This window comes from Pseudomonas sp. PDM04 (genome assembly GCF_014851765.1).
In the GTDB taxonomy this organism is placed as follows: domain Bacteria; phylum Pseudomonadota; class Gammaproteobacteria; order Pseudomonadales; family Pseudomonadaceae; genus Aquipseudomonas.
The window spans coordinates 721,024-744,119 of record NZ_JACVAI010000002.1 but is presented as its reverse complement, the minus strand read 5'-3'; the positions used below and the strand labels follow the sequence as shown (position 1 = coordinate 744,119).

Annotated in this window: 20 protein-coding genes; 4 read left to right on the top strand and 16 right to left on the bottom strand. The window is 60.0% G+C overall.

The genetic code is table 11. The annotated features are described in order from the left end of the window. Positions 1–62: 62 nt before the first annotated feature. The 11 genes from IB249_RS10320 to IB249_RS10270 form a co-directional block, all read right to left on the bottom strand. Positions 63–737, bottom strand: a complete 675-nt coding sequence (locus tag IB249_RS10320; RefSeq protein ID WP_007970441.1) for a NuoB/complex I 20 kDa subunit family protein — start codon at positions 735–737, stop codon at positions 63–65. 10 nt (positions 738–747) lie between these two features. Continuing rightward, complete coding sequence (locus IB249_RS10315) at positions 748–1,161, bottom strand: NADH-quinone oxidoreductase subunit A (RefSeq protein WP_077045930.1); 414 nt, start codon at positions 1,159–1,161, stop codon at positions 748–750. 535 nt (positions 1,162–1,696) lie between these two features. Continuing rightward, entirely contained in the window at positions 1,697–3,022 is a 1,326-nt protein-coding gene (aceA, locus tag IB249_RS10310) for an isocitrate lyase (protein WP_020799541.1), read from the bottom strand. Between the two features lie 470 nt (positions 3,023–3,492). After that, on the bottom strand, positions 3,493–4,254 hold the full coding sequence (locus IB249_RS10305) for a secretin N-terminal domain-containing protein (RefSeq protein WP_192304194.1): 762 nt from the start codon (positions 4,252–4,254) through the stop codon (positions 3,493–3,495). Positions 4,255–4,546: 292 nt separating this feature from the next. Continuing rightward, positions 4,547–4,972: a GNAT family N-acetyltransferase gene (locus IB249_RS10300; protein WP_192304193.1), complete on the bottom strand. Its 426-nt coding sequence runs from the start codon at positions 4,970–4,972 to the stop codon at positions 4,547–4,549. After that, on the bottom strand, positions 4,965–6,134 hold the full coding sequence (locus IB249_RS10295; RefSeq protein ID WP_192304191.1) for a cupin domain-containing protein: 1,170 nt from the start codon (positions 6,132–6,134) through the stop codon (positions 4,965–4,967). Before IB249_RS10295 ends, IB249_RS10300 begins: the two co-directional genes overlap by 8 nt. Before the next feature lie 86 nt (positions 6,135–6,220). Further along, positions 6,221–7,591, bottom strand: a complete 1,371-nt coding sequence (gene purB / locus IB249_RS10290) for an adenylosuccinate lyase (RefSeq protein ID WP_192304189.1) — start codon at positions 7,589–7,591, stop codon at positions 6,221–6,223. A gap of 126 nt (positions 7,592–7,717) precedes the next feature. Further along, a complete protein-coding gene (hflD, locus tag IB249_RS10285; protein ID WP_192304869.1) occupies positions 7,718–8,341 on the bottom strand; it encodes a high frequency lysogenization protein HflD in 624 nt (207 codons plus the stop codon). Further along, positions 8,338–9,471, bottom strand: coding sequence for a tRNA 2-thiouridine(34) synthase MnmA (gene mnmA / locus IB249_RS10280; RefSeq protein WP_192304187.1), 1,134 nt, complete (start codon positions 9,469–9,471; stop codon positions 8,338–8,340). Before mnmA ends, hflD begins: the two co-directional genes overlap by 4 nt. A gap of 59 nt (positions 9,472–9,530) precedes the next feature. Further along, positions 9,531–9,977, bottom strand: coding sequence for an NUDIX hydrolase (locus IB249_RS10275; RefSeq protein ID WP_192304185.1), 447 nt, complete (start codon positions 9,975–9,977; stop codon positions 9,531–9,533). Positions 9,978–10,124: 147 nt separating this feature from the next. Continuing rightward, positions 10,125–12,350, bottom strand: a complete 2,226-nt coding sequence (locus IB249_RS10270) for an NADP-dependent isocitrate dehydrogenase (RefSeq protein ID WP_192304183.1) — start codon at positions 12,348–12,350, stop codon at positions 10,125–10,127. 507 nt (positions 12,351–12,857) lie between these two features. Between IB249_RS10270 and icd the strand changes: the two genes are divergently transcribed. After that, positions 12,858–14,114: an NADP-dependent isocitrate dehydrogenase gene (gene icd / locus IB249_RS10265; protein ID WP_192304181.1), complete on the top strand. Its 1,257-nt coding sequence runs from the start codon at positions 12,858–12,860 to the stop codon at positions 14,112–14,114. Positions 14,115–14,177: 63 nt separating this feature from the next. On the opposite strand, the gene IB249_RS10260 is transcribed toward icd, so the two are convergent. Further along, positions 14,178–14,459 (bottom strand): cold shock domain-containing protein, encoded by a 282-nt coding sequence (locus IB249_RS10260; protein WP_192304179.1) that lies wholly within the window; start codon positions 14,457–14,459, stop codon positions 14,178–14,180. 225 nt (positions 14,460–14,684) lie between these two features. Between IB249_RS10260 and clpS the strand changes: the two genes are divergently transcribed. Next, entirely contained in the window at positions 14,685–15,068 is a 384-nt protein-coding gene (gene clpS / locus IB249_RS10255) for an ATP-dependent Clp protease adapter ClpS (RefSeq protein WP_192304177.1), read from the top strand. Positions 15,069–15,098: 30 nt separating this feature from the next. Continuing rightward, complete coding sequence (gene clpA / locus IB249_RS10250; protein ID WP_192304175.1) at positions 15,099–17,369, top strand: ATP-dependent Clp protease ATP-binding subunit ClpA; 2,271 nt, start codon at positions 15,099–15,101, stop codon at positions 17,367–17,369. 148 nt (positions 17,370–17,517) lie between these two features. On the opposite strand, the gene infA is transcribed toward clpA, so the two are convergent. From infA to trxB, 4 genes are all read right to left on the bottom strand, one after another. Beyond that, positions 17,518–17,736, bottom strand: a complete 219-nt coding sequence (gene infA, locus IB249_RS10245; protein ID WP_002553999.1) for a translation initiation factor IF-1 — start codon at positions 17,734–17,736, stop codon at positions 17,518–17,520. 100 nt (positions 17,737–17,836) lie between these two features. Beyond that, entirely contained in the window at positions 17,837–18,544 is a 708-nt protein-coding gene (locus tag IB249_RS10240; protein WP_192304173.1) for an arginyltransferase, read from the bottom strand. A 56-nt stretch (positions 18,545–18,600) separates the two neighbouring features. Then, complete coding sequence (gene aat / locus IB249_RS10235; protein ID WP_192304170.1) at positions 18,601–19,281, bottom strand: leucyl/phenylalanyl-tRNA--protein transferase; 681 nt, start codon at positions 19,279–19,281, stop codon at positions 18,601–18,603. A 62-nt stretch (positions 19,282–19,343) separates the two neighbouring features. Then, positions 19,344–20,303: a thioredoxin-disulfide reductase gene (gene trxB / locus IB249_RS10230; protein WP_192304168.1), complete on the bottom strand. Its 960-nt coding sequence runs from the start codon at positions 20,301–20,303 to the stop codon at positions 19,344–19,346. A gap of 319 nt (positions 20,304–20,622) precedes the next feature. Between trxB and IB249_RS10225 the strand changes: the two genes are divergently transcribed. Beyond that, a complete protein-coding gene (locus tag IB249_RS10225; RefSeq protein ID WP_192304166.1) occupies positions 20,623–23,034 on the top strand; it encodes a DNA translocase FtsK in 2,412 nt (803 codons plus the stop codon). Positions 23,035–23,096: the final 62 nt, after the last annotated feature.

Genomic DNA, 23,096 nt, shown 5'->3' with positions numbered 1-23,096 from the left:
CGCTTTCGGTCAACGTAAAGAATGAAGCCAGTTTTTCGTTTCTTTGAAACAGCAGAACTGGATCAGACTTCGTCGGGGCTGCGCAGGTTGGTGACCTGAATACGCTGTTCGCGGCGCTTTTCCTTTTCCGATGGCATCTCGGCGCGATACACGCCTTGATCGCCAACGACCCAGGAAAGGGGGCGACGCTCCTGGCCAATCGACTCCTGCAAGAGCATCAAGCCTTGCAGAAAAGCTTCAGGGCGGGGCGGGCAGCCAGGCACGTAGACATCCACGGGCAGGAACTTGTCCACCCCCTGGACCACGGAGTAGATGTCGTACATGCCACCCGAGTTGGCGCACGAACCCATGGAGATCACCCATTTCGGTTCGAGCATCTGCTCGTACAGACGCTGGATGATCGGCGCCATCTTGATGAAGCAGGTGCCGGCGATAACCATGAAATCTGCCTGGCGCGGTGATGCCCGGATCACTTCGGCGCCAAAGCGCGCAATGTCGTGGGGCGCCGTGAAGGCGGTGGTCATTTCCACGTAGCAGCACGAAAGACCGAAGTTGTACGGCCACAGGGAGTTCTTGCGCCCCCAGTTGATCGTGCCGTTAAGCACGTCTTCGAGCTTGCCCATGAAAATGTTTTTGTGGACTTGATCCTCTAACGGATCGGAAACGGTTTCCCGTTGGCCGATCGGGTACTGCTCGTTAGGAGCATCGGGGTCGATCCTGGTGAGATTGTATTGCATTGCCAAAGCCTCATTGTTTCAGCTTCGCCTGCCGCTTGCGACGAGCTTCCGGAGCCCAGTCAAGGGCGCCCACTCGGAACAGGTAGACAAGACCTGCCAACAGAATTGCTATGAAAACGAGAGCTTCGACGAATCCGGTCCAGCCGCTTTCGCGGACGGACACAGACCATGCAAAGAGAAAGAGGGCTTCGATATCGAAGATCACGAAGAGCATCGCGACCAGATAGAATTTGGCTGAGAGCCGCAAGCGGGCGCCACCTGTAGGTAGCATGCCGGACTCGAACGGTTCGTTTTTGCTGCGGCCCCAGGCTTTTGACCCGAGGAGGCTGGAAACGCCCAGCATGAAGGCACAGAGGCCGATGACGCCTAGAAGGAAAATGGCAAAGCCCCAGTTGTGGGCCATGAGTCCTGTCGCTTCGGGCATGCTGGTAATCCTTAACAGAGAGCAAAGGTCTCTGAGCTTGAAAGAACAAAGCAGTGACGATATGTCGCAGCAATCAATCCTGCTGATTTTATGGCTAAACACCGTGCAAGTAAAATTCCTATAGCGAAATTATTTATAGGAATAAGGACATAGCGCACCTCCAGAGCCCCGCAGCCCAGTGGTTGCGGGCATTAGCCAGCTTTTCATCAATTATGTTTTGTGCGGAATGTAACGAACATAGTTGCCGCTAAATGATAATCAATATTGTTTGCGGCAATTTTCAAACTGTTTATCGGGATTGGGTTTCAGAGGCTTTCTTATATGCACGTTACTGCAAGTAGCAGGCGGGCACGTTTTACCTTGTTTTTTTGCCAGCGGCACTGATCCGGATCAATGTGCGGTCCTGGCGGTTGTGGTGTTTTTTCCGGATTACGAGCAAAAAAAAACGCCCCGAACCAGTCGGGGCGTCAGCGGTACGGCGTTGCGGTCAGGGTGTGGCTTGGTGCGCAACGGCCGTTTGTTCAGGTGAAGTCGATCAGTGGAACTGTTCTTCTTCAGTCGAGCCGGTCAGCGCGGTCACCGAAGACGAGCCACCCTGGATCACGGTGGTCATGTCGTCGAAGTACCCGGTGCCCACTTCCTGCTGGTGAGCCACGAAGGTGTAGCCTTTGGCAGCGTCGGCGAACTCCTGCTCCTGCAGCTTCACGTAGGCGGTCATGTCGTTGCGGGCGTAGTCGTGCGCCAGGTTGAACATGCTGTGCCACATGTTGTGGATGCCGGCCAGGGTGATGAACTGGTGCTTGTAGCCCATGGCGGACAGTTCGCGCTGGAACTTGGCGATGGTCGCGTCGTCCAGGTTTTTCTTCCAGTTGAAGGAAGGCGAGCAGTTGTACGACAGCAGTTGGTCCGGGTATTCCTTCTTGATCGCTTCGGCGAAGCGACGGGCTTCTTCCAGGTCCGGCTTGGCGGTTTCGCACCAGATCAGGTCGGCGTAAGGCGCGTAGGCCAGGCCGCGAGCGATGGCCTGGTCGAGGCCGGCACGTACTTTGTAGAAGCCTTCCTGGGTGCGTTCGCCGGTGACGAACGGCTGGTCGTACGGGTCGCAGTCGGAAGTCAGCAGGTCAGCCGCGTTGGCATCGGTACGCGCCAGGATGATGGTTGGCGTGCCGGCAACGTCAGCGGCCAGGCGGGCAGCGGTCAGCTTCTGTACGGCTTCCTGGGTTGGAACCAGTACCTTGCCGCCCATGTGGCCGCATTTTTTCACGGAAGCCAGTTGATCTTCGAAGTGAACGCCGGCGGCGCCTGCCTCGATCATGCTCTTCATCAGTTCGTAGGCGTTCAGTACGCCGCCGAAACCGGCTTCAGCGTCAGCCACGATCGGTGCGAAGTAGTCGATGTAGCCTTCGTCGCCTGGGTTCTTGCCGGCTTTCCATTGAATCTGGTCGGCACGACGGAACGAGTTGTTGATGCGCTTGACCACGGTTGGCACCGAGTCCACCGGGTACAGCGACTGGTCCGGGTACATCGATTCGGCGGAGTTGTTGTCCGCAGCAACCTGCCAGCCGGACAGGTAGATCGCCTGGATGCCGGCCTTGACTTGCTGTACGGCCTGGCCGCCGGTCAGGGCGCCCATGCAGTTGACGAAATCTTTCTCGGGACGGAAGGCTGGCTTGGCACCCTGGGTGACCAGGTTCCACAGCTTCTCGGCGCCCATTTTTGCAAAGGTGTGCTCCGGTTGAACCGAGCCACGCAGGCGGACGACGTCAGCAGCGGAGTAAGTGCGTGTCACGCCTTTCCAGCGCGGGTTTTCAGCCCAGTCTTTTTCAAGGGCTGCAATTTGCTGTTCGCGTGTCAGTGCCATGGAGATAAACCTCGTCGCGTCTTTATGAAAAGTTGTTCTGCGGTGGAATATTCATGCGCTCGCTGACCAGAAGCTGGGTCAGGTCGGGTTCGGCGGGGTTGAAGACGGATGAACGATGGGCTCGAGGGGAAGTGAGCAGGTAAGGGCGAACTGGCGGGCGCATTGGGGCGTCGTGGGCCTTCAGGCGAGCTTTCAGTGTGGTGCCGGGTTACCTAAATACGCTTCCGTCCCTCGGGACAACTTCGTTCCAGTCGACAACCTCGTCAAACACACCTTGTGGGCGGTACAGACACGAAGCGGTTCGCGGGGTAGGTGCGAACTGCGCCTCGAAGGCCCTTGCCAGGGCCCCTGATTAGCGGGAGCGAGGCCATCATGCCTTCGCTTTTTGGGCCCGTCAAACGTTTTGTAGTGCTTTTTTTTAAGCACTACATCTTTGGTCTAATACGACTAATCAGTCAGTTTTCGGTGCTTTAGTCCAAAGTATCGACTTTCACCCGCAGGGTCATGTCATCCCGGCCTTGAGTCGAGTAGCTGCGGGTCAGGCCCTGTTTGTCGGCCTGCGTCTGGCGATTCACGCCGGCCAGGGTGATCCATTCGCCAAGGCGGCCGGTGACGGTTGTGTCGGTGCTTTGCACGTTCACTACATCGGGACGTTCCTGGCTCATGCGGTCACGATTGGTGCTGATCGACAGGTGGACGATATCGCCGGTGACGCTGGCGGTGACATAGAAACCCTGGGTGACGTTGCGGTATTCGGTCTGGCTGCGCAGGTCGCCGTAGGAGTCGCTCTGGGTGCTGGTCAGCGGAACGCTCTGGCCGACCTGAATCAGCGCCGGGGCGCCTTCGCTGGCCTGGATTTGCTGGATGCCGCCGTCACGACTGTCAGTGCTGCGGTTGATGATCCGGGTCTGGCTCGGCTTGGCGCCGTTCACCGAAAAACCCTGATCGCCCTGGAGGTTGTTTTCGTTGGTGTCGACGGTGATCAGCAAACGCTTGGGTTGCGTGTCCAGCTGGGCGATTAGTGCTTTAAGTTCGTCGATCTTGCGCTGATCGGCATTGACGATCAATTGATTACCATAGGCGCTGACCTTGCCGTCCTGGCCGATGAAGTCCTGTGCCATGGGCAGCATGTCGGCGCTGGTGTGGTAGTTGAGCGGCACGATCTCGGTCGCGGCACTGACTGAAAAACTGATCGCCAGCAGCAGCGGGGTGAGCAGGGTGCGTAGGGACATTTGCGTTATCTCCGACTTCTGTTATCTGAACTGCAGGAGCGAGCTTGCTCGCGATGGTTGTCGACGAAGACGTTGGCTGCCTGGGTGTCCGAGGTGCCTGTGGGTTCTTCGCGAGCGTGCTCTCTCCTACAGTAGTTGAGCGGGTCGATACGTGATTGGGTAATGAGCATTGTGTTGATATTGCCAGTTTGTCGGCTCGCCGTGGTGCAAGTTGAATCCTGCATAGCAAAACGCCCCGGCATCGATGGATGGCGGGGCGTTTTGTGGCGTTCATCACAATTGCGGTGCGATATCAGCTCGAATGACGAACCATATCGACGTGCGGAATCCCGGCCTCGAGGAATTCCTCGCTGACCATGCAGAAGCCCAGGCGCTCATAGAACGCGGTGGCCTGCACTTGCGCGCTGAGCATCTGCTGCTTCAGCCCGCGCTTCTCGGCTTCACCAATCAGCGCCTGCATCAGCGCATCGCCGACTTTCAGGCCGCGCCAGTCCTTGAGGACCGACACCCGACCGATGTGCCCATCGGGCAGCAGGCGGGCGGTGCCAATCGGGAAGTCGCCTTCGAAGGCCAGGAAATGCACCGCTGTCGCATCGTCGGCATCCCATTCCAGTTCAGGCGGAACGGATTGCTCGGCGATGAACACCGTCTCACGAATGCGCCGGATCTCGGCGTTGTCCTTTTGCCAGTCTGCGACACGAACGTGAATTTTATTCATCGGCAAATCCCAGGCTTCCTTGCTTGATCAGTTCGCACAGCAGGCCGCGACCGTCTTCGTCGTTCAGCCACTTGCCGAGGTTATCGACGTGCAGTGCATCGGCGGCGCAAATCATTTTCAGCAGTTCGCGCAGCTTGCCTGGCAGGTAACGGCTCTGGCCGCTGGCGAACAGCAGCAGGTCGTCATCGACTTCGGACCAGGCCAGGCGCGCACTCGGGTTGCGAATCAGCACGGCACCGTCCTGGAGGCTGGCGAGCACGTCGTCTTCCTCGATTTCTTCCAGGCCTGTGACCAGTTCCGGGTAGCGCGGCTCGGTCATGAACTGGCCGAACCAGGTCAGCAGCAGGCGCTCGTCGCCCATGTGCTCGGCCAGCAGGCTCTTCAGGCGATCCAGGGCGTCGTGCTGAATCTGGTGCGGGTCGGCCGCCGGCTGGGCGTCGGCGTCGGTGTAGCGCTCTTCGTCCGACAGGAACTGGCTGAGGAAGTCGGTGAAGTGGGTCAGCACCTCAGCGGCGCTCGGGGCGCGGAAGCCCACGGAGTAGGTCAGGCAGTTGTCGACGGCCACGCCCCAGTGGGCCAGGCGCGGCGGCAGGTACAGCATGTCGCCCGGCTCCAGGACCCACTCGTCGGTGCCTTCGAAGTCGGCGAGGATGCGCAGGTCGGTGTGCGGCATCAGGGGGCTGTCGGTGTTGCACATCTGGCCGATTTTCCAGTTGCGCTTGCCGTGGCCCTGCAGCAGGAACACATCGTAGTTATCGAAGTGCGGGCCGACGCTGCCACCCGGCGCGGCGAAGCTCATCATCACGTCGTCGATGCGCCAGCTCGGCAGGAAGCGGAAGTGTTCCAGCAACTCGGCGACTTCCGGCACGAACTGGTCGACGGCCTGGACCAGCAGGGTCCACTCGCGCTCCGGCAGTTTGCTGAATTCGTCCTCGGCAAACGGGCCGCGGCGCATTTCCCATGGGGTTTCGCCGTGCTCGATCACCAGGCGCGATTCAACTTCTTCTTCCAGCGCCAGGCCGGCCAGTTCGTCGGCGTCGATCGGGCTTTCGAAGTCAGGAATCGCCTGACGGATCAGCAGCGGTTTTTTCTGCCAGTAGTCGCGCAGGAATTCGCGTGCCGTAATGCCGCCCAGAAGTTGAAGAGGAGTGTCAGAGTTCATGTGTAACCTATTGAAAAAAAGCACTTTTCAGGCAGGAATAAAAACGCCCGGCGCTGCCGGGCGTCTCAAACGGGGACAGCGGTCGATCAGATACGTTTGGCTTGTGCCACGGCATTGCCGATGTAGTTCGCCGGGGTGAGCAGTTTCAGCTCGGCCTTGGCGGCGGCAGGCATATCCAGTGCGTCGATGAAAGTTTGCAGCGCTTCAGGGCTGATGCCCTTGCCACGGGTCAACTCTTTCAGCTTCTCGTAAGGGTTTTCGATGTTGTAGCGACGCATGACCGTCTGGATCGGCTCGGCCAGGACTTCCCAGCACGCGTCGAGGTCGGCGGCGATTTTCTGCGCGTTGAGCTCGAGTTTGCTGATGCCCTTGAGGCTGGCTTCGTACGCGATCACGCTGTGGGCGAAGCCGACACCGAGGTTGCGCAGCACAGTGGAGTCAGTCAGGTCGCGCTGCCAGCGGGAAATCGGCAGTTTGCTCGCCAGGTGCTGGAACAGAGCGTTGGCGATGCCCAGGTTGCCTTCGGAGTTTTCGAAGTCGATCGGGTTGACCTTGTGCGGCATGGTCGAAGAGCCGATTTCGCCAGCGATGGTGCGCTGTTTGAAATAACCCAGGGAGATGTAGCCCCAGATGTCGCGGTCGAAGTCGATCAGGATGGTGTTGAAGCGCGCGATCGCGTCGAACAGCTCGGCGATGTAGTCGTGCGGTTCGATCTGCGTGGTGTACGGGTTGAAGCCCAGGCCCAGCTCGTCTTCGATGAAGGCGCGGGCGTTGGCTTCCCAGTCGATCTCCGGGTAGGCCGACAGGTGGGCGTTGTAGTTGCCGACAGCGCCGTTGATCTTGCCGAGCAGTGGAACGGCCGCTACCTGGGCGATCTGGCGCTCCAGGCGGTAAACCACGTTCGCCAGTTCCTTGCCCAGGGTGGTCGGCGAGGCCGCCTGACCGTGGGTGCGCGACAGCATCGGCACGTCGGCGAAGCGGATGGCCAGTTCGCGAATGGCTTCGGCGGTCTGGCGCATCAGCGGCAGCATCACATCATCACGACCTTCGCGCAGCATCAGGGCGTGGGACAGGTTGTTGATGTCCTCGCTGGTGCAGGCAAAGTGGATGAATTCGCTGACGGCCGCCAGTTCCGGCAGCTTGGCCGCTTGCTCTTTGAGCAGGTATTCGATGGCTTTGACGTCGTGGTTGGTGGTGCGCTCGATCTCTTTGACACGCTCGGCGTGTTCCAGGGAGAAATCTTCCGCCAGGGCATTCAGCACGGCGTTGGCTTCGGCGGAGAATGCCGGCACTTCGCCGATGGCAGGGTGAGCGGCCAGGCGCTGGAGCCAGCGCACTTCAACCAGAACGCGGGCACGGATCAGGCCGTACTCGCTGAAAATGGGGCGCAGGGCCTGGGTTTTGCCGGCGTAGCGGCCGTCAACAGGGGAAACCGCAGTGAGCGAAGAGAGCTGCATGGGGTGTTCTCGGACAGTCGGGCAACGAAATGGGGCGCGTATCATACATGAAAAAATCCGTCGGTCCGTTGCCAACTGACCAGCGTCTTACGCGTTTCACATCAAACAGGGTCCTGCGGGTGCGATTCAGTGGCTGCGCATCAGCGGGTAAAGCTCTTTGAGCAACTTTCGGCGGCTGATCACCAACTGCCAGCGGTGCCCGCCCAGTTGTCGCCACAGGCGCGCCGAACGAATCCCCGCCAACAGCAGGGCGCGGATCTTCGAGGCATTGCTCGGCTGCTGCAGGTTGCGCATGTCGCCGTGGACCTGAATTCGTTGGCGCAGGGTGCTCAGGGTGTCCTGGTACAGGGCGCCGCATGCCGCGATCACGTTTTCGTGAGCCGGTCCGAAATGCTCGACCTGAGACTGGATCTGCGGCAGGCGCTTGCCGATCACCTCCAGCATGTCGTCGCGCTTGGCCAGTTGCCGCTCCAGCCCGAGCATCGCCAAGGCGTAACGCAGCGGTTCGCGCTGCAACGAACTCGGGTCGCGTTCCAGGGCACCAATCAGGGCGCGATACCCTTCGTGCAGGTTGAGGTCGTCGCCGCCGTAGACTTCCAGCGTGTCCTTGGGATCGCGGATCAACAAGCTGCCGAGCATGCACGTCAGGCCGGCCTCGCTGGTCTGGCCGGTCTTGGCAATCCTGTCCACCAGCACGGCGGCGAGAAACACGCCGCCCAGCGCTGTCAACTGCTCCTGCATCGGGGTCATGAGGCGTTGCTCTTGCTGGTCCATGGTTCGGCCACTTCGATGACGCCACCGCCCAGGCAGATTTCACCGTCGTAGAACACCACCGATTGGCCCGGGGTCACCGCGCGTTGCGGATCATCGAACGTTGCGCGGTAGCCGCTGGCCGTCTTTTCCAGCGTGCACGACTGGTCGCCCTGGCGATAACGGACCTTGGCGGTCAGCTTGCGCGGCTGGCTCAGGTCGATCGGGTTGACCCAGTAGATGTCCGAGGCGAGCAGGGCGCGGGAGAACAGGTACGGGTGGTCATTGCCCTGTCCCACGATCAGTTCGTTGTGCTCCAGGTCCTTGATCAGCACGTACCACGGCTCGTCGCCGGCGTCTTTCAGGCCGCCGATGCCCAGGCCCTGGCGCTGGCCGATGGTGTGGTACATCAGGCCGTGATGGCGGCCGATGACTTCGCCTTCGGTGGTCTTGATCTCGCCCGGTTGCGCGGGCAGGTATTGCTTGAGGAAGTCGCTGAAGCGGCGCTCGCCGATGAAGCAGATCCCGGTGGAATCCTTTTTCTTGGCGGTGGCCAGCTCGTACTTTTCAGCAATGGCACGCACTTGCGGTTTTTCCAGTTCGCCGACCGGGAACAGGGTCTTGGCGATCTGTTCGCCGCCGACCGCGTGCAGGAAGTAGCTCTGGTCCTTGTTCGGGTCCAGGCCCTTGAGCAATTCGGTGCGCCCGTCGATGTCGCGGCGGCGTACGTAATGCCCGGTGGCGATCAGGTCGGCCCCGAGCATCATGGCGTAGTCGAGGAACGCCTTGAACTTGATCTCGCGGTTGCACAGGATGTCCGGGTTCGGCGTACGGCCGGCCTTGTATTCGGCCAGGAAGTGCTCGAACACGTTGTCCCAGTACTCGACGGCGAAGTTGGCGGTGTGCAGCTTGATGCCAATCTTGTCGCACACGGCCTGGGCGTCCGCCAGGTCATCCATGGCGGTGCAGTATTCCGTTCCATCGTCTTCTTCCCAGTTCTTCATGAACAGGCCTTCCACCTCATAACCCTGCTCGATCAGCAGGAGGGCGGAAACGGAAGAGTCCACGCCGCCGGACATGCCGACAATGACGCGCTTCTTTTGTGTGTCAGAAGGGGCTGGATCACGCATAGGGATTCAATGAGTGTCTTGAAAAAGGACGCGATTCTAGCAGGCTGCGGCCCACAAGGCTAAAGAGAAGGGCGGATCAGTTCGAGGCTGTAGTGTTTGCCGTCCAGATAATCGTCGATGCAGCGCATGATCAGCTCGCTGCGCCAGTGCTCGCGCTGCGCGATCAATTCCTCGCGGGTCAACCACTTGGCGCCGACGATGCCGTCATCCAGTTGATAATCGGGGTGGTGTCTGAGCGCTTTGGCGATGAAGCACACCCGTTGATAGGTCACGCCGTTACTGGGGGCGGTGTACAGGTAAATGCCCAGCACGCCGGTCGGCTCGACGTCCCAGCCGGTTTCCTCGAGGGTTTCGCGTACGGCGGCTTCGATCAGTGTCTCGTTCGGGTCCAGGTGGCCGGCGGGCTGGTTGAGCACGTGACGGCCGCCCTTGGACTCTTCGACCATCAGGAAGCGGCCTTTGTCCTCGACTATCGTGGCGACGGTGATGTGGGGTTGCCAGTCCATGGGGTTCCTCGATGATGAAATGGGTAAATTACTGTGTGAGCGAGCAGCTCGCTCCCACAGTGGGTTGGGCATCTACCGATAATTTCTGCGATACCCACAAACAGAAACCCCGGCACTGGGCCGGGGCTTCCTTGCTTCCCTACAACCTTACACCAGCGCGGCAATCGCCGCGTTGAGCGTGGCGCTCGGGCGCATGGCCTTGCTGATCAGCTCGGCATTGGCGTGGTAGTAACCGCCGATGTCCACTGGCTTGCCCTGAACGGCATTGAGCTCGGCAACGATGGTTGCCTCGTTCTCGGTCAGGGTCTTGGCCAGGGTCGCGAACTGCGCTTGCAGTGCAGTGTCTTCGGTCTGGGCAGCCAGGGCCTGAGCCCAGTACAGCGCCAGGTAGAAGTGGCTGCCGCGGTTGTCGATGTTGCCGACTTTGCGCGATGGCGACTTGTTGTTGTCCAGGAACTGGCCGGTGGCCTGGTCCAGGGTCTTGGCCAGAACCAGCGCCTTGGGGTTGTTGTAGTTGACGCCCAGGTGCTCGAGGGACGCGGCCAGGGCCAGGAACTCGCCCAGGGAATCCCAACGCAGGAAGTTCTCTTCCAGCAGTTGCTGGACGTGCTTGGGAGCCGAACCGCCGGCGCCGGTTTCGAACAGGCCGCCACCGTTCATCAGCGGCACGATCGACAGCATCTTGGCGCTGGTGCCCAGTTCCATGATCGGGAACAGGTCGGTCAGGTAGTCGCGCAGTACGTTGCCGGTCACCGAGATGGTGTCCTTGCCGTCGCGGGTGCGTTGCAGGGTGTATTTCATGGCGTCGACAGGCGCCATGATCTGGATGTCCAGGCCGGCGGTGTCGTGGTCCTTCAGGTAGGTCTGGACTTTCTCGATCACCACGCCGTCATGGGCGCGCATCGGGTCCAGCCAGAAGATCGCCGGGGTGCTGCTGGCGCGAGCACGGTTGACGGCCAGCTTGACCCAGTCCTGGATCGGTGCGTCCTTGGTCTGGCACATGCGGAAGATGTCGCCGGCTTCAACCGGTTGTTCCAGCAGCAGGGTGCCGTTGCTGTCCGTCACGCGGACAACGCCGTTGCTCTTGATCTGGAAGGTCTTGTCGTGCGAGCCGTACTCTTCGGCTTTTTTCGCCATCAGGCCAACGTTTGGCACGCTGCCCATGGTGGTCGGATCGAAGGCGCCGTTTGCCTTGCAGTCTTCGATGACGGCCTGGTAGATGGTGGCGTAGCAACGGTCCGGGATCACGGCCTTGGTGTCGTGCAGCTGGCCGTCGGTGCCCCACATCTTGCCGGAGTCACGGATCATGGCCGGCATCGAGGCGTCGACGATGACGTCGCTCGGCACGTGCAGGTTGGTGATGCCCTTGTCGGAGTTGACCATGGCCAGCGACGGACGAGCGGCGTAGACCGCCTGGATGTCGGCTTCGATCGCCGCTTGCTGCTCGGCAGGCAGGGCCTTGATGCGAGCGTACAGGTCGCCGATGCCGTTGTTCAGGTTGAAGCCGATCTGTGCCAGCACGTCAGCGTGCTTGGCCAGGGCGTCCTTGTAGAACTCGGCAACGATCTGGCCGAACATGATCGGGTCGGAGACCTTCATCATGGTGGCTTTGAGGTGAACCGACAGCAGCACGCCCTGTTGCTTGGCGCTTTCGATTTCGGCGGCGATGAAGCTGCGCAGGGCATTCTTGCTCATGACGGCGCAATCGAGGATCTCACCGGCTTGAACGGTGGTCTTTTCCTTCAGGACGGTGGCGGTGCCGTCTTGAGCGATCAGTTCGATTTTAACCGCGCCAGCGGCGTCGATCAGGGCAGCTTTTTCGCTGCCGTAGAAATCGCCGGTGCTCATGTGCGCGACGTGGGACTTGGAGTCCTTGGCCCAGGCGCCCATCTTGTGCGGGTGCTTGCGCGCATAGTTCTTGACCGACAGCGGAGCGCGACGATCGGAGTTGCCTTCGCGCAGAACCGGGTTCACGGCGCTGCCCTTGACCTTATCGTAACGAGCCTTGGCTTCTTTTTCGGCATCGTTGGTCACGGTTTCCGGGTAGTCCGGCAGTGCGTAGCCCTGGGCTTGCAGTTCCTTGATCGCGGCTTGCAGTTGCGGAACCGAAGCGCTGATGTTCGGCAGCTTGATGATGTTGGCTTCAGGCGTAACGGCCAGGGCGCCCAGTTCGGCGAGGTGGTCGGCTACGGCTTTGTCACCCAATTGCTCGGGGAAGCTGGCCAGGATGCGCCCTGCAAGAGAGATATCGCGGGTTTCCACGGCGATATCAGCCGAGGCGGTAAACGCCTCTACGATAGGCAACAGTGAATAGGTGGCGAGGGCTGGAGCTTCGTCGGTGAAGGTATAGATGATCTTCGAGCGGGTGGGCATATTCGGATTAACTCTCTCTTCTATGCTAAAGCGTGCGCAGAAACTCGAGGGGCGCCGGGTAAGCGCGTTCGTTCAAAGTCATCCATGAGCCGAATGTCGAGATTTGTGCGCGGTGATGTTGGGTGCATCAGTCGAGCGGTAAGCGGGTGGACTGCGATAACGGTCCTGCTTTTTCAGGCGTGATATCCCGGCTGCTTATACAGTGCAGGAGAGGTCGGCCGTCGTGACTCTGTGGTCAGCGGGCGGCATTATACATAGGTAGCTGGCAATCTGCCGATGGTTCATAAGCAACGATTGTCGTCCATTGGTCTAAAGGTCGCAGGCGCCCCTGGAGGGTAGAGTCGTCGGGAGTGCTTGAATTTGGCGGTTTTCCCTTGGTTTTCAGGCTTGTAGAGCAGGAACTGCGCGGCTTTGCGGCAGATGGGCGGAACATAGGGTTTGCGCGCCGATTCAACTGGGTTACGCTCGAACCAAGCCAGATGTTCAATCCAAACAATGGAGTTCAGCATGGGTTACAAGAAGATTCAGGTTCCAGCCGTCGGTGCCAAAATCACCGTCAATGCAGACCATTCTCTCAATGTTCCTGACAATCCGATCATTCCGTTCATCGAAGGCGACGGTATTGGCGTCGATGTCAGCCCCGTAATGATCAAAGTGGTTGATGCTGCTGTGGAAAAGGCCTATGGGGGCAAGCGCAAGATTTCCTGGATGGAAGTCTACGCCGGCGAGAAAGCCACCCAGGTCTATGACCAGGACACCTGGCTGCCCCAGGAAACCCTGGATGCCGTGAAAGATTACGTCGTCTCCATCAAGGGGCCGCTGACCACGCCAGTGGGCGGTGGTATCCGTTCGCTCAACGTCGCCCTGCGCCAGCAACTGGACCTGTACGTCTGCCTGCGGCCGGTGGTGTGGTTCGAAGGCGTGCCGAGCCCGGTGAAAAAGCCAGGCGACGTCGACATGGTGATTTTCCGCGAGAACTCCGAAGACATCTATGCCGGCATCGAGTGGAAGGCCGGCTCGCCCGAGGCCAACAAGGTCATCAAGTTCCTCAAGGAGGAAATGGGCGTTACCAAGATCCGTTTCGACCAGGACTGCGGCATCGGCATCAAGCCGGTCTCGAAGGAAGGGACCCAGCGCCTGGTGCGCAAGGCGCTGCAGTACGTGGTGGACAACGACCGCAAGTCGCTGACCATCGTGCACAAGGGCAACATCATGAAATTCACCGAAGGTGCCTTCAAGGACTGGGGCTACGAGGTGGCGAAGAACGAATTCGGCGCCGAGCTGCTCGATGGCGGCCCATGGATGAAGTTCAAGAACCCGAAAACCGGTCGCGAGGTCATCGTCAAGGATGCCATCGCCGACGCCATGCTCCAGCAGATCCTGTTGCGCCCGGCCGAATACGACGTGATCGCCACCCTGAACCTCAACGGTGACTACCTCTCCGATGCCCTGGCGGCGGAAGTGGGTGGCATCGGTATCGCGCCGGGCGCCAACCTGTCCGACACCGTGGCCATGTTCGAGGCCACCCATGGCACCGCGCCGAAGTATGCCGGCAAGGACCAGGTCAACCCGGGGTCGGTGATCCTGTCGGCCGAGATGATGCTGCGCCACCTGGGCTGGACCGAGGCGGCAGACCTGATCATCAAGGGCACCAATGGTGCGATCAAGGCCAAGACCGTGACCTATGACTTCGAGCGCCTGATGGACGGCGCCACGCTGGTTTCGTCCTCCGGTTTCGGGGATGCGCTGATCAAGCACATGTAAACGCTCAGGCATGAAAAAAACCGCCTTCGGGCGGTTTTTTTCATGACGCGATGACCGGTGGTGTCAACTCGATACGGTGCTTGCCTGAGGCGCGGCGACAGCCGGCTGGTTTTCCCCCGGTGCCGCCTTGATGTCGATTGCATGCAGCCCCTTGGGGCCCTGGACGATCTCGAAGCTCACGGTTTGCCCGGCCTTGAGGGTCTTGTACCCGTCCATGTTGATGTGCGAGTAGTGGACAAAAAAGTCGATGGACTTGCCTTTCTCGTCACGACCCACTGGGGAGTCGGTGTTGATGAAGCCGAATCCCTTTGCATTGTTGAACCACTTCACCTTGCCGACTGCCATACTCATATCCCTCTGCAACGCACTCCATCACTGGAGTATCATCCAGTACATCCGCACCCAAATCCTTTAAATGTGATTGACTCGGCGGACCTTTTTTACCCACTGTGGGCTCTATTGGTTGTAACACCGTTTTGCCGATAGTCAAGGTGACCCGGCAGCCGGTGTTGAAATCATCAAAAACCGCCCCCAATACTGTATTTGCACAACTGACGAACCTTTCTTTCCATGCATGCAATCAGCCAGATTCGACTAACATTCAATCAGGATCGCCCGACTCTCCAGAATGATCGCCCGGAGGAACACGACGACGATTCCGCAGGCATTGCTGTTCAGGAGGCCAAGCCTGCTTTACAGGCGCCGCCGATGTACAAGGTGGTTTTGTTCAATGATGACTACACACCGATGGATTTCGTCGTCGAAGTGCTCGAGGTGTTTTTTAACCTGAATCGCGAGCTGGCGACCAAGGTCATGCTGGCCGTCCATACAGAAGGACGGGCAGTATGTGGAGTGTTTACCCGCGACATTGCCGAGACGAAGGCCATGCAGGTCAACCAGTACGCCAGGGAAAGCCAGCATCCGCTACTCTGTGAAATCGAGAAGGACGGTTAATCGCCGACCACTTGGGTATGAGGTGAAGCTATGTTAAACCGCGAGCTCGAAGTCACCCTCAATCTAGCCTTCAAGGAGGCCCGTTCGAAGCGTCATGAATTCATGACCGTCGAGCATCTCCTGCTGGCCCTATTGGATAATGAGGCTGCCGCCACCGTTTTGCGTGCCTGCGGCGCAAACCTCGACAAACTCAAGCATGACCTGCAGGAGTTCATCGACTCCACCACGCCATTGATCCCCGTTCATGACGAGGACCGCGAGACCCAGCCAACCCTGGGCTTCCAGCGTGTTCTGCAGCGTGCTGTCTTTCATGTGCAGAGCTCGGGCAAGCGTGAAGTGACCGGCGCCAACGTGCTGGTCGCGATCTTCAGTGAACAGGAAAGTCAGGCAGTGTTCCTGCTGAAACAGCAGAGCGTTGCCCGTATCGATGTCGTCAACTACATCGCCCATGGCATTTCCAAGGTGCCGGGGCATGGCGATCACTCTGAAGGTGAGCAAGATATGCAGGACGATGAGGGCGGTGAGTCTTCTTCTTCAGGCAATCCTCTGGATGCTTATGCCAGCAACCTCAACGAGCTCGCGCGCCAGGGTCGTATCGATCCACTGGTGGGGCGCGAGCTCGAAGTCGAGCGCGTTGCGCAGATCCTGGCGCGTCGTCGCAAGAACAACCCGTTGCTGGTGGGCGAGGCGGGCGTGGGTAAAACCGCGATCGCCGAAGGCCTGGCCAAGCGCATCGTCGACAATCAGGTTCCGGACCTGCTGGCCAACAGCGTGGTCTACTCCCTTGACCTGGGGGCCTTGCTGGCCGGGACCAAATACCGCGGCGATTTCGAGAAGCGCTTCAAGGCGTTGCTCGGCGAGCTGAAAAAACGTCCGCAGGCGATCCTGTTCATCGACGAAATCCACACCATCATTGGTGCGGGCGCAGCGTCCGGTGGCGTGATGGATGCCTCGAACCTGCTCAAGCCGCTGCTGTCGTCCGGTGATATCCGGTGCATCGGCTCGACCACCTTCCAGGAATTCCGCGGGATCTTCGAGAAGGACCGTGCGCTGGCACGACGCTTCCAGAAGGTCGATGTTTCGGAGCCTTCGGTGGAAGACACCGTGGGCATTCTGCGCGGCCTGAAAGGGCGTTTCGAGCTTCATCACAACATCGAATACAGTGACGAGGCCCTGCGCGCCGCAGCCGAACTGGCTTCGCGCTACATCAATGACCGGCACATGCCGGACAAGGCGATCGACGTCATCGACGAAGCGGGCGCGTATCAGCGCCTGCAGCCGGCCGACAAGCGCGTGAAACGCATCGAAGTGCCTCAGGTCGAGGACATCGTTGCGAAAATCGCGCGGATTCCGCCGAAACACGTCACCAGCTCCGACAAGGAACTGCTGCGTAACCTCGAGCGGGACCTGAAGCTGACGGTGTTTGGCCAGGATGCCGCGATCGATTCGCTGTCGACCGCCATCAAACTGTCCCGTGCCGGCCTCAAATCGCCTGACAAGCCCGTCGGTTCGTTCCTCTTCGCCGGGCCGACCGGTGTCGGTAAGACCGAGGCTGCGCGCCAGTTGGCCAAGGCATTGGGCATCGAGCTGGTTCGCTTCGACATGTCCGAGTACATGGAGCGCCACACCGTATCGCGTCTGATCGGTGCGCCTCCTGGCTATGTCGGGTTCGACCAGGGTGGTCTGCTGACCGAGGCCATCACCAAGCAGCCGCACTGCGTGCTGTTGCTCGATGAGATCGAAAAGGCGCATCCGGAAGTCTTCAACCTGCTGTTGCAGGTCATGGACCACGGTACGCTGACCGACAACAACGGGCGCAAGGCGGATTTCCGCAACGTGATCGTCATCATGACCACCAACGCCGGTGCCGAGACGGCTGCGCGCGCTTCGATCGGTTTCACCCATCAGGACCATTCGTCCGATGCGATGGAAGTGATCAAGAAGAGCTTCACGCCGGAGTTCCGCAACCGCCTGGACACCATTATCCAGTTTGGTCGCCTCAGCCATGAGGTCATCAAGAGCGTGGTGGACAAGTTCCTTACCGAGCTTCAGGCGCAGCTGGAAGACAAGCGTGTGCAGCTGGAAGTGACCGATGCGGCACGCAGCTGGCTGGCCGCGGGTGGTTACGACACGGCAATGGGCGCGCGGCCGATGGCGCGTTTGATCCAGGACAAGATCAAGCGTCCGCTGGCGGAGGAGATCCTGTTTGGCGAACTGGCCGACCATGGCGGTGTGGTGCACATCGACATCAAGGACGGCGAGCTGACCTTCGACTTCGAAACCACTGCCGAAATGGCCTGACGTTTACCGCGACACAGCAAAAAGGCGCCGAAAGGCGCCTTTTTGCTGTCGGGATGATACCGCAGACCCATTGTGGGAGCGGGTGCACCCGGTAAATCACAGGCAAACAAAAACGCCCGGCAATGCCGGGCGTCCTGTATTGACCTGATTAGCGAGCGCGGTAAGTGATACGCCCTTTGCTCAAGTCATAGGGCGTCAGCTCGACGCGCACTTTGTCGCCGGTAAGAATACGAATGTAGTTCTTGCGCATCTTGCCGGAGATGTGCGCGGTTACGACGTGCCCATTTTCCAACTCCACGCGAAACATGGTGTTGGGCAGGGTGTCGACGACAGTGCCTTCCATTTCGAAGCTGTCTTCTTTCGACATGCAGTAAAGCCCTCGGTGTCCAATGAATGGCCCGGTGCAACTGCGCCAGGCAAAAGCGGCGTGCATTGTGCCCGAAAAATGGGGTTTACGCCAAGGGGTTCTAGTTCAGGATGACCCAGCGCTGATTAATCAGCAGTTCGATAGGGCGATATTGGGTCTTGTAGCTCATCTTTTTGCAGTTTTTGATCCAGTAGCCCAGGTAAACCGCCTCCAGCTGCAACCGCTGGGTTTCGGCGATTTGCCAGAGAATGGCGAAGCGCCCCAGGCTGCGACGCTCTTCGGCGGGTTCGTAGAAGGTGTAGACCGCCGACAGGCCGTTGGGCAGCAAGTCGGTCACGGCAACTGCCAGAAGCTGGCCGTTGAGGCGAAATTCGTAGAAGCGTGAAAACGGCAGGTCGCGTACCAGGAAGGTCGAGAACTGATCGCGACTGGGCGGGTACATGTCGCCATCGGCATGCCGCTGTTCGATGTAGCGCTGGTACAACTCGAAGTATTCTTCGCTGAACTTGGGCTTGACGGGGCGTACCTGCAGGTCGGCGTTGCGCTTGAGGATGCGTTTCTGCTGGCGGTTGGGCGCAAATTGCGCCACGGGAATGCGTGCCGGGACGCACGCATTGCAATTCTGGCAATGAGGCCGGTAGAGATGATCGCCGCTGCGACGAAAACCCATTTCCGACAGGTCTGCGTAGACATGCACATCCATGGGCTGACTGGGGTCGAGGAACAGCGTCGTGGCCTGCTCCTCGGGCAGATAACTGCAAGAGTGGGGCTGAGTGGCATAAAACTTCAAACGCGCCAACTCGGTCATGATCAACCCTCGGGATGAGCTTTTGAATAAGTGTAAGCCAAGCGCGCCAAAGTCGCTCAGCAAACCCAGGTCGCGCGATTGTGCTGATCGAGATACTGCGCCAGGTAGCCGGCAAACTCGCGGCGAGGGATGGCACGGGCGCCCAGACTGTGTAAATGATCGGTGGGCATCTGACAGTCGATCAGCACGAAACCCGAGTCTTTCAGATGTTCGACCAGCTTGGCAAAGCCGAATTTGGAGGCGTTGTCGGCGCGGCTGAACATGGACTCGCCGAAAAACAGTTGACCCATGGCCAGGCCGTAGAGGCCGCCGACCAGCAGGCCATCGTCCCAGACTTCCACCGAATGGGCGTAGCCGCGCCGGTGCAGTTCGAGGTAGGCGTTCTGCATGGCTTCGGTGATCCAGGTGCCATCCGCGTACTGCCGTGGTGCGGCGCACGCGCGGATGACCGCCGGAAAATCCTGATCGAAGGTCACCTGGTAGCGTTGCTGGCGCAGCAACTTGTTCAGGCTGCGCGAGACATGCAGTTCGTCGGGAAATAGCACGGTGCGAGGGTCTGGCGACCACCACAGGATCGGTTGGCCTTCGGAAAACCAGGGGAAGCAGCCATGGCGGTAGGCCTGGACCAGGCGATCGGCGGACAGGTCGCCGCCTGCCGCCAGCAGCCCGTTGGGTTCGCGCATGGCTTTTTCCAGCGGCGGAAATGTCAGGGAGTTGCGTTGTAACCAAGTCAGCATGGCGTCCGGGCTTACAGAAGGGGAGGGCAAGGGTGGGCGAGGGCCCACCGTGGAGTTTGCCGTCAAACGGTCGGAATGTCGTCGAGGTATTTTTCAGCGTCCAGGGCGGCCATGCAACCGGCGCCGGCAGAGGTCACGGCCTGGCGATAGACGTGGTCAGCGACGTCACCGGCAGCGAACACGCCGGCAATCGCGGTGGCAGTGGCATCGCCCTCGCTGCCGCCCCGGACCTTCAGGTAGCCGTCGTGCATGGCCAGTTGGCCGATGAACAGGTCGGTGTTGGGCTTGTGGCCGATGGCGATGAACACGCCGGCCAGCGGCAGCTCACGGGTGTCGCCGGTGTGGCTGTCGCGCAGGCGGGCACCGGTCACGCCGCTGGCGTCGCCGAGGACTTCCTCGAGCTGCTGGTTCCAGTGCAGGCGGATATTGCCGTTGGCGGCCTTTTCGAAAAGTTTGTCCTGGAGGATTTTTTCCGCGCGCAATTTATCGCGACGATGAATCAGGTGCACTTCCCTGGCAATGTTCGACAAGTACAGCGCTTCTTCGACGGCGGTATTGCCGCCGCCCACCACGGCCACCACCTGGTTGCGATAAAAGAACCCGTCGCAGGTGGCGCAGGCCGAAACACCTTTGCCGGCGAACGTCTCTTCCGAGGGCAGGCCCAGGTACTGCGCCGACGCGCCCGTGGCAATAATCAGCGCATCGCAGGTATAAGTCCCGCTATCGCCGGTAAGTTCGAGCGGCCGCTGTTGCAACTTGGCCGTATGGATGTGGTCGTAAACAATCTCTGTGTCAAAGCGTTCGGCGTGTTTTTGCATGCGTTCCATCAGGGCCGGTCCGGTCAGGCCTTCCACGTCGCCGGGCCAGTTGTCGACTTCGACCGTGGTGGTGAGCTGGCCACCTGCCTGTATGCCGGTAATGACCACGGGTTTGAGGTTGGCGCGAGCGGCATACACCGCCGCACTGTAACCGGCAGGGCCGGAACCCAGAATGATCAGGCGGCAATGCTTGGACTCGCTCATAAAAACACCTCATAAGCCTTTGTCACAAAAGAGAATGCGTGCTCAAATTGAATCGCATGAAGTGCACGGTTGGCTATGCTGGATGCAAGCATCTCAAACATGGCATCGGCCGAACAAACCCGTACAATGCCGGTTGTCACAGTGTTTGTAACAAAATAAGCCGTGCGCACCGTGTTTATAAAAACCACGGTGCAATGTTAAAAGTGCAGTGTTAAGCGTAGTCCGGTTGCGCACGTTAACTTTTCTACCTGCCTGGATTGGGCAGTTTTTATAGTCATTCAACAGATGGACGCGCCGTAGGCGCAGGAAAAGAAGCGTTTTGAAGAAATCCACCGCAGCACCCAAACCAGCCGTCGTTCCGCTCTGGCGCCAGCACTTGCACTACCGACTCAAGGAAGGTGCATTGATCGCCATCGGTGCCTTGTGCCTGTTCCTGATGATGGCCTTGCTGACCTATGGCAAGGACGATCCGGGCTGGAGCCACAACAGCAAGATCGATGACGTGCAGAACTTTGGCGGTCCGGCCGGCTCCTACAGCGCTGACATCCTGTTCATGGTGCTGGGTTATTTCGCCTACATCTTCCCGCTGCTGCTGGCGATCAAGGCGTATCAGATTTTCCGCCAGCGTCACGAACCGTGGCAGTGGAGTGGCTGGCTTTTCTCCTGGCGCCTGATCGGCCTGGTGTTCCTGGTGCTGTCGGGCGCGGCGCTGGCGCACATCCATTTCCATACCCCGACCGGCCTGCCGGCGGGCGCGGGCGGCGCACTGGGCGAGAGCCTGGGCGACCTGGCCCGCAACGCGTTGAACATCCAGGGCAGCACCTTGCTGTTCATCGCCCTGTTCCTGTTTGGCCTGACCGTGTTCACCGATCTGTCGTGGTTCAAGGTGATGGACGTCACCGGCAAGATCACCCTCGACCTGTTCGAGCTGGTCCAGGGCGCGGCCAATCGCTGGTGGGCGTCGCGCGTGGAGCGCAAGCAGCTGATTGCGCAGTTGCGTGAAGTCGACGATCGCGTGCATGACGTGGTGGCCCCCACCGTGACCGACAAGCGTGAACAGGCCAAGGTCAAGGAACGCCTGATCGAGCGCGAGCAAGCCCTGAGCAAGCACATGTCGGAGCGCGAGAAGCAGGTGCCGCCGGTCATCGCCCCGGCGCCGATGAAACCCGCCGCGCCGAGCAAACGCGTGGAAAAGGAAAAGCAGGTGCCGTTGTTCGTCGACAGCGCCGTCGAAGGCACCTTGCCACCGATCTCGATTCTCGATCCGGCCGAGAAGAAACAACTCAATTACTCGCCTGAATCCCTGGCAGCGGTCGGCCATTTACTGGAGATCAAGCTCAAGGAATTCGGTGTCGAAGTGGCGGTGGACTCGATCCATCCGGGCCCGGTGATCACCCGTTACGAAATCCAGCCGGCTGCCGGGGTCAAGGTCAGCCGCATCGCCAACCTGGCAAAAGACCTCGCGCGTTCGCTGGCCGTGACCAGCGTGCGGGTGGTGGAAGTGATTCCAGGCAAGACCACCGTCGGTATCGAGATTCCCAACGAAGACCGGCAGATCGTGCGCTTCTCCGAAGTGCTGTCGACCCCGGAATACGACAATTTCAAATCCCCGGTCACCCTGGCCCTGGGCCACGACATCGGTGGCAAGCCGGTCATTACCGACCTGGCGAAGATGCCGCACCTGCTGGTAGCGGGTACGACCGGTTCCGGTAAGTCGGTCGGCGTGAACGCGATGATCCTGTCGATCCTGTTCAAGTCAGGTCCGGACGACGCCAAGCTGATCATGATCGACCCGAAAATGCTCGAGCTGTCGATCTACGAAGGCATTCCGCACCTGCTGTGCCCGGTCGTGACCGACATGAAGGACGCCGCCAACGCCCTGCGCTGGAGCGTGGCGGAGATGGAGCGCCGTTACAAGCTGATGGCGAAGATGGGCGTGCGCAACCTGTCCGGCTTCAACGCCAAGGTCAAGGAAGCCCAGGACGCCGGCACGCCGCTGAGCGATCCGCTGTACAAGCGCGAAAGCATTCACGACGAGGCACCGCTGTTGCAGAAGCTGCCGACCATCGTCGTGGTCGTCGACGAGTTCGCCGACATGATGATGATCGTCGGCAAGAAAGTTGAAGAGCTGATCGCCCGTATCGCCCAGAAGGCGCGGGCGGCAGGCATCCACCTGATTCTCGCGACCCAGCGTCCGTCGGTGGACGTGATCACCGGCCTGATCAAGGCCAACATCCCGACCCGTATGGCGTTCCAGGTGTCGAGCAAGATCGACTCGCGGACCATCATCGACCAGGGCGGTGCCGAGCAACTGCTGGGCCACGGTGACATGCTCTACATGCCGCCCGGGACCAGCCTGCCGATTCGTGTTCACGGCGCATTCGTGTCCGACGACGAGGTGCATCGGGTCGTTGAGGCGTGGAAACTGCGCGGCGCGCCGGAGTATAACGACGACATCCTCAACGGTGTCGAAGAGGCGGGCAGTGGCTTTGAAGGCAGCAGTGGCGGTGGCGACGGCGACGATCCCGAAGCTGACGCGCTGTACGACGAAGCGGTGCAATTCGTACTGGAAAGCCGCCGGGCTTCCATTTCCGCAGTTCAGCGCAAACTGAAAATCGGCTACAACCGCGCCGCGCGCATGATCGAGGCCATGGAAATGGCCGGGGTCGTGACGGCCATGAATACCAACGGCTCGCGTGAAGTCCTGGCCCCTGGCCCGGTACGCGACTGACCGGATATTGAAAGGGCGGTGCCCCCTTGGGCGCCACCCACATTCCCACGACTGTTATGAGG

Excerpts from the sequence above, each read along its gene's own strand:
- IB249_RS10320 (WP_007970441.1), bottom strand. The coding sequence starts at position 737 with ATGCAATACAATCTCACCAGGATCGACCCCGATGCTCCTAACGAGCAG.
- IB249_RS10315 (WP_077045930.1), bottom strand. The coding sequence starts at position 1,161 with ATGCCCGAAGCGACAGGACTCATGGCCCACAACTGGGGCTTTGCCATT.
- aceA (WP_020799541.1), bottom strand. The coding sequence starts at position 3,022 with ATGGCACTGACACGCGAACAGCAAATTGCAGCCCTTGAAAAAGACTGG.
- IB249_RS10305 (WP_192304194.1), bottom strand. The coding sequence starts at position 4,254 with ATGTCCCTACGCACCCTGCTCACCCCGCTGCTGCTGGCGATCAGTTTT.
- IB249_RS10300 (WP_192304193.1), bottom strand. The coding sequence starts at position 4,972 with ATGAATAAAATTCACGTTCGTGTCGCAGACTGGCAAAAGGACAACGCC.
- IB249_RS10295 (WP_192304191.1), bottom strand. The coding sequence starts at position 6,134 with ATGAACTCTGACACTCCTCTTCAACTTCTGGGCGGCATTACGGCACGC.
- purB (WP_192304189.1), bottom strand. The coding sequence starts at position 7,591 with ATGCAGCTCTCTTCGCTCACTGCGGTTTCCCCTGTTGACGGCCGCTAC.
- hflD (WP_192304869.1), bottom strand. The coding sequence starts at position 8,341 with ATGACCCCGATGCAGGAGCAGTTGACAGCGCTGGGCGGCGTGTTTCTC.
- mnmA (WP_192304187.1), bottom strand. The coding sequence starts at position 9,471 with ATGCGTGATCCAGCCCCTTCTGACACACAAAAGAAGCGCGTCATTGTC.
- IB249_RS10275 (WP_192304185.1), bottom strand. The coding sequence starts at position 9,977 with ATGGACTGGCAACCCCACATCACCGTCGCCACGATAGTCGAGGACAAA.
- IB249_RS10270 (WP_192304183.1), bottom strand. The coding sequence starts at position 12,350 with ATGCCCACCCGCTCGAAGATCATCTATACCTTCACCGACGAAGCTCCA.
- icd (WP_192304181.1), top strand. The coding sequence starts at position 12,858 with ATGGGTTACAAGAAGATTCAGGTTCCAGCCGTCGGTGCCAAAATCACC.
- IB249_RS10260 (WP_192304179.1), bottom strand. The coding sequence starts at position 14,459 with ATGGCAGTCGGCAAGGTGAAGTGGTTCAACAATGCAAAGGGATTCGGC.
- clpS (WP_192304177.1), top strand. The coding sequence starts at position 14,685 with ATGCATGCAATCAGCCAGATTCGACTAACATTCAATCAGGATCGCCCG.
- clpA (WP_192304175.1), top strand. The coding sequence starts at position 15,099 with ATGTTAAACCGCGAGCTCGAAGTCACCCTCAATCTAGCCTTCAAGGAG.
- infA (WP_002553999.1), bottom strand. The coding sequence starts at position 17,736 with ATGTCGAAAGAAGACAGCTTCGAAATGGAAGGCACTGTCGTCGACACC.
- IB249_RS10240 (WP_192304173.1), bottom strand. The coding sequence starts at position 18,544 with ATGACCGAGTTGGCGCGTTTGAAGTTTTATGCCACTCAGCCCCACTCT.
- aat (WP_192304170.1), bottom strand. The coding sequence starts at position 19,281 with ATGCTGACTTGGTTACAACGCAACTCCCTGACATTTCCGCCGCTGGAA.
- trxB (WP_192304168.1), bottom strand. The coding sequence starts at position 20,303 with ATGAGCGAGTCCAAGCATTGCCGCCTGATCATTCTGGGTTCCGGCCCT.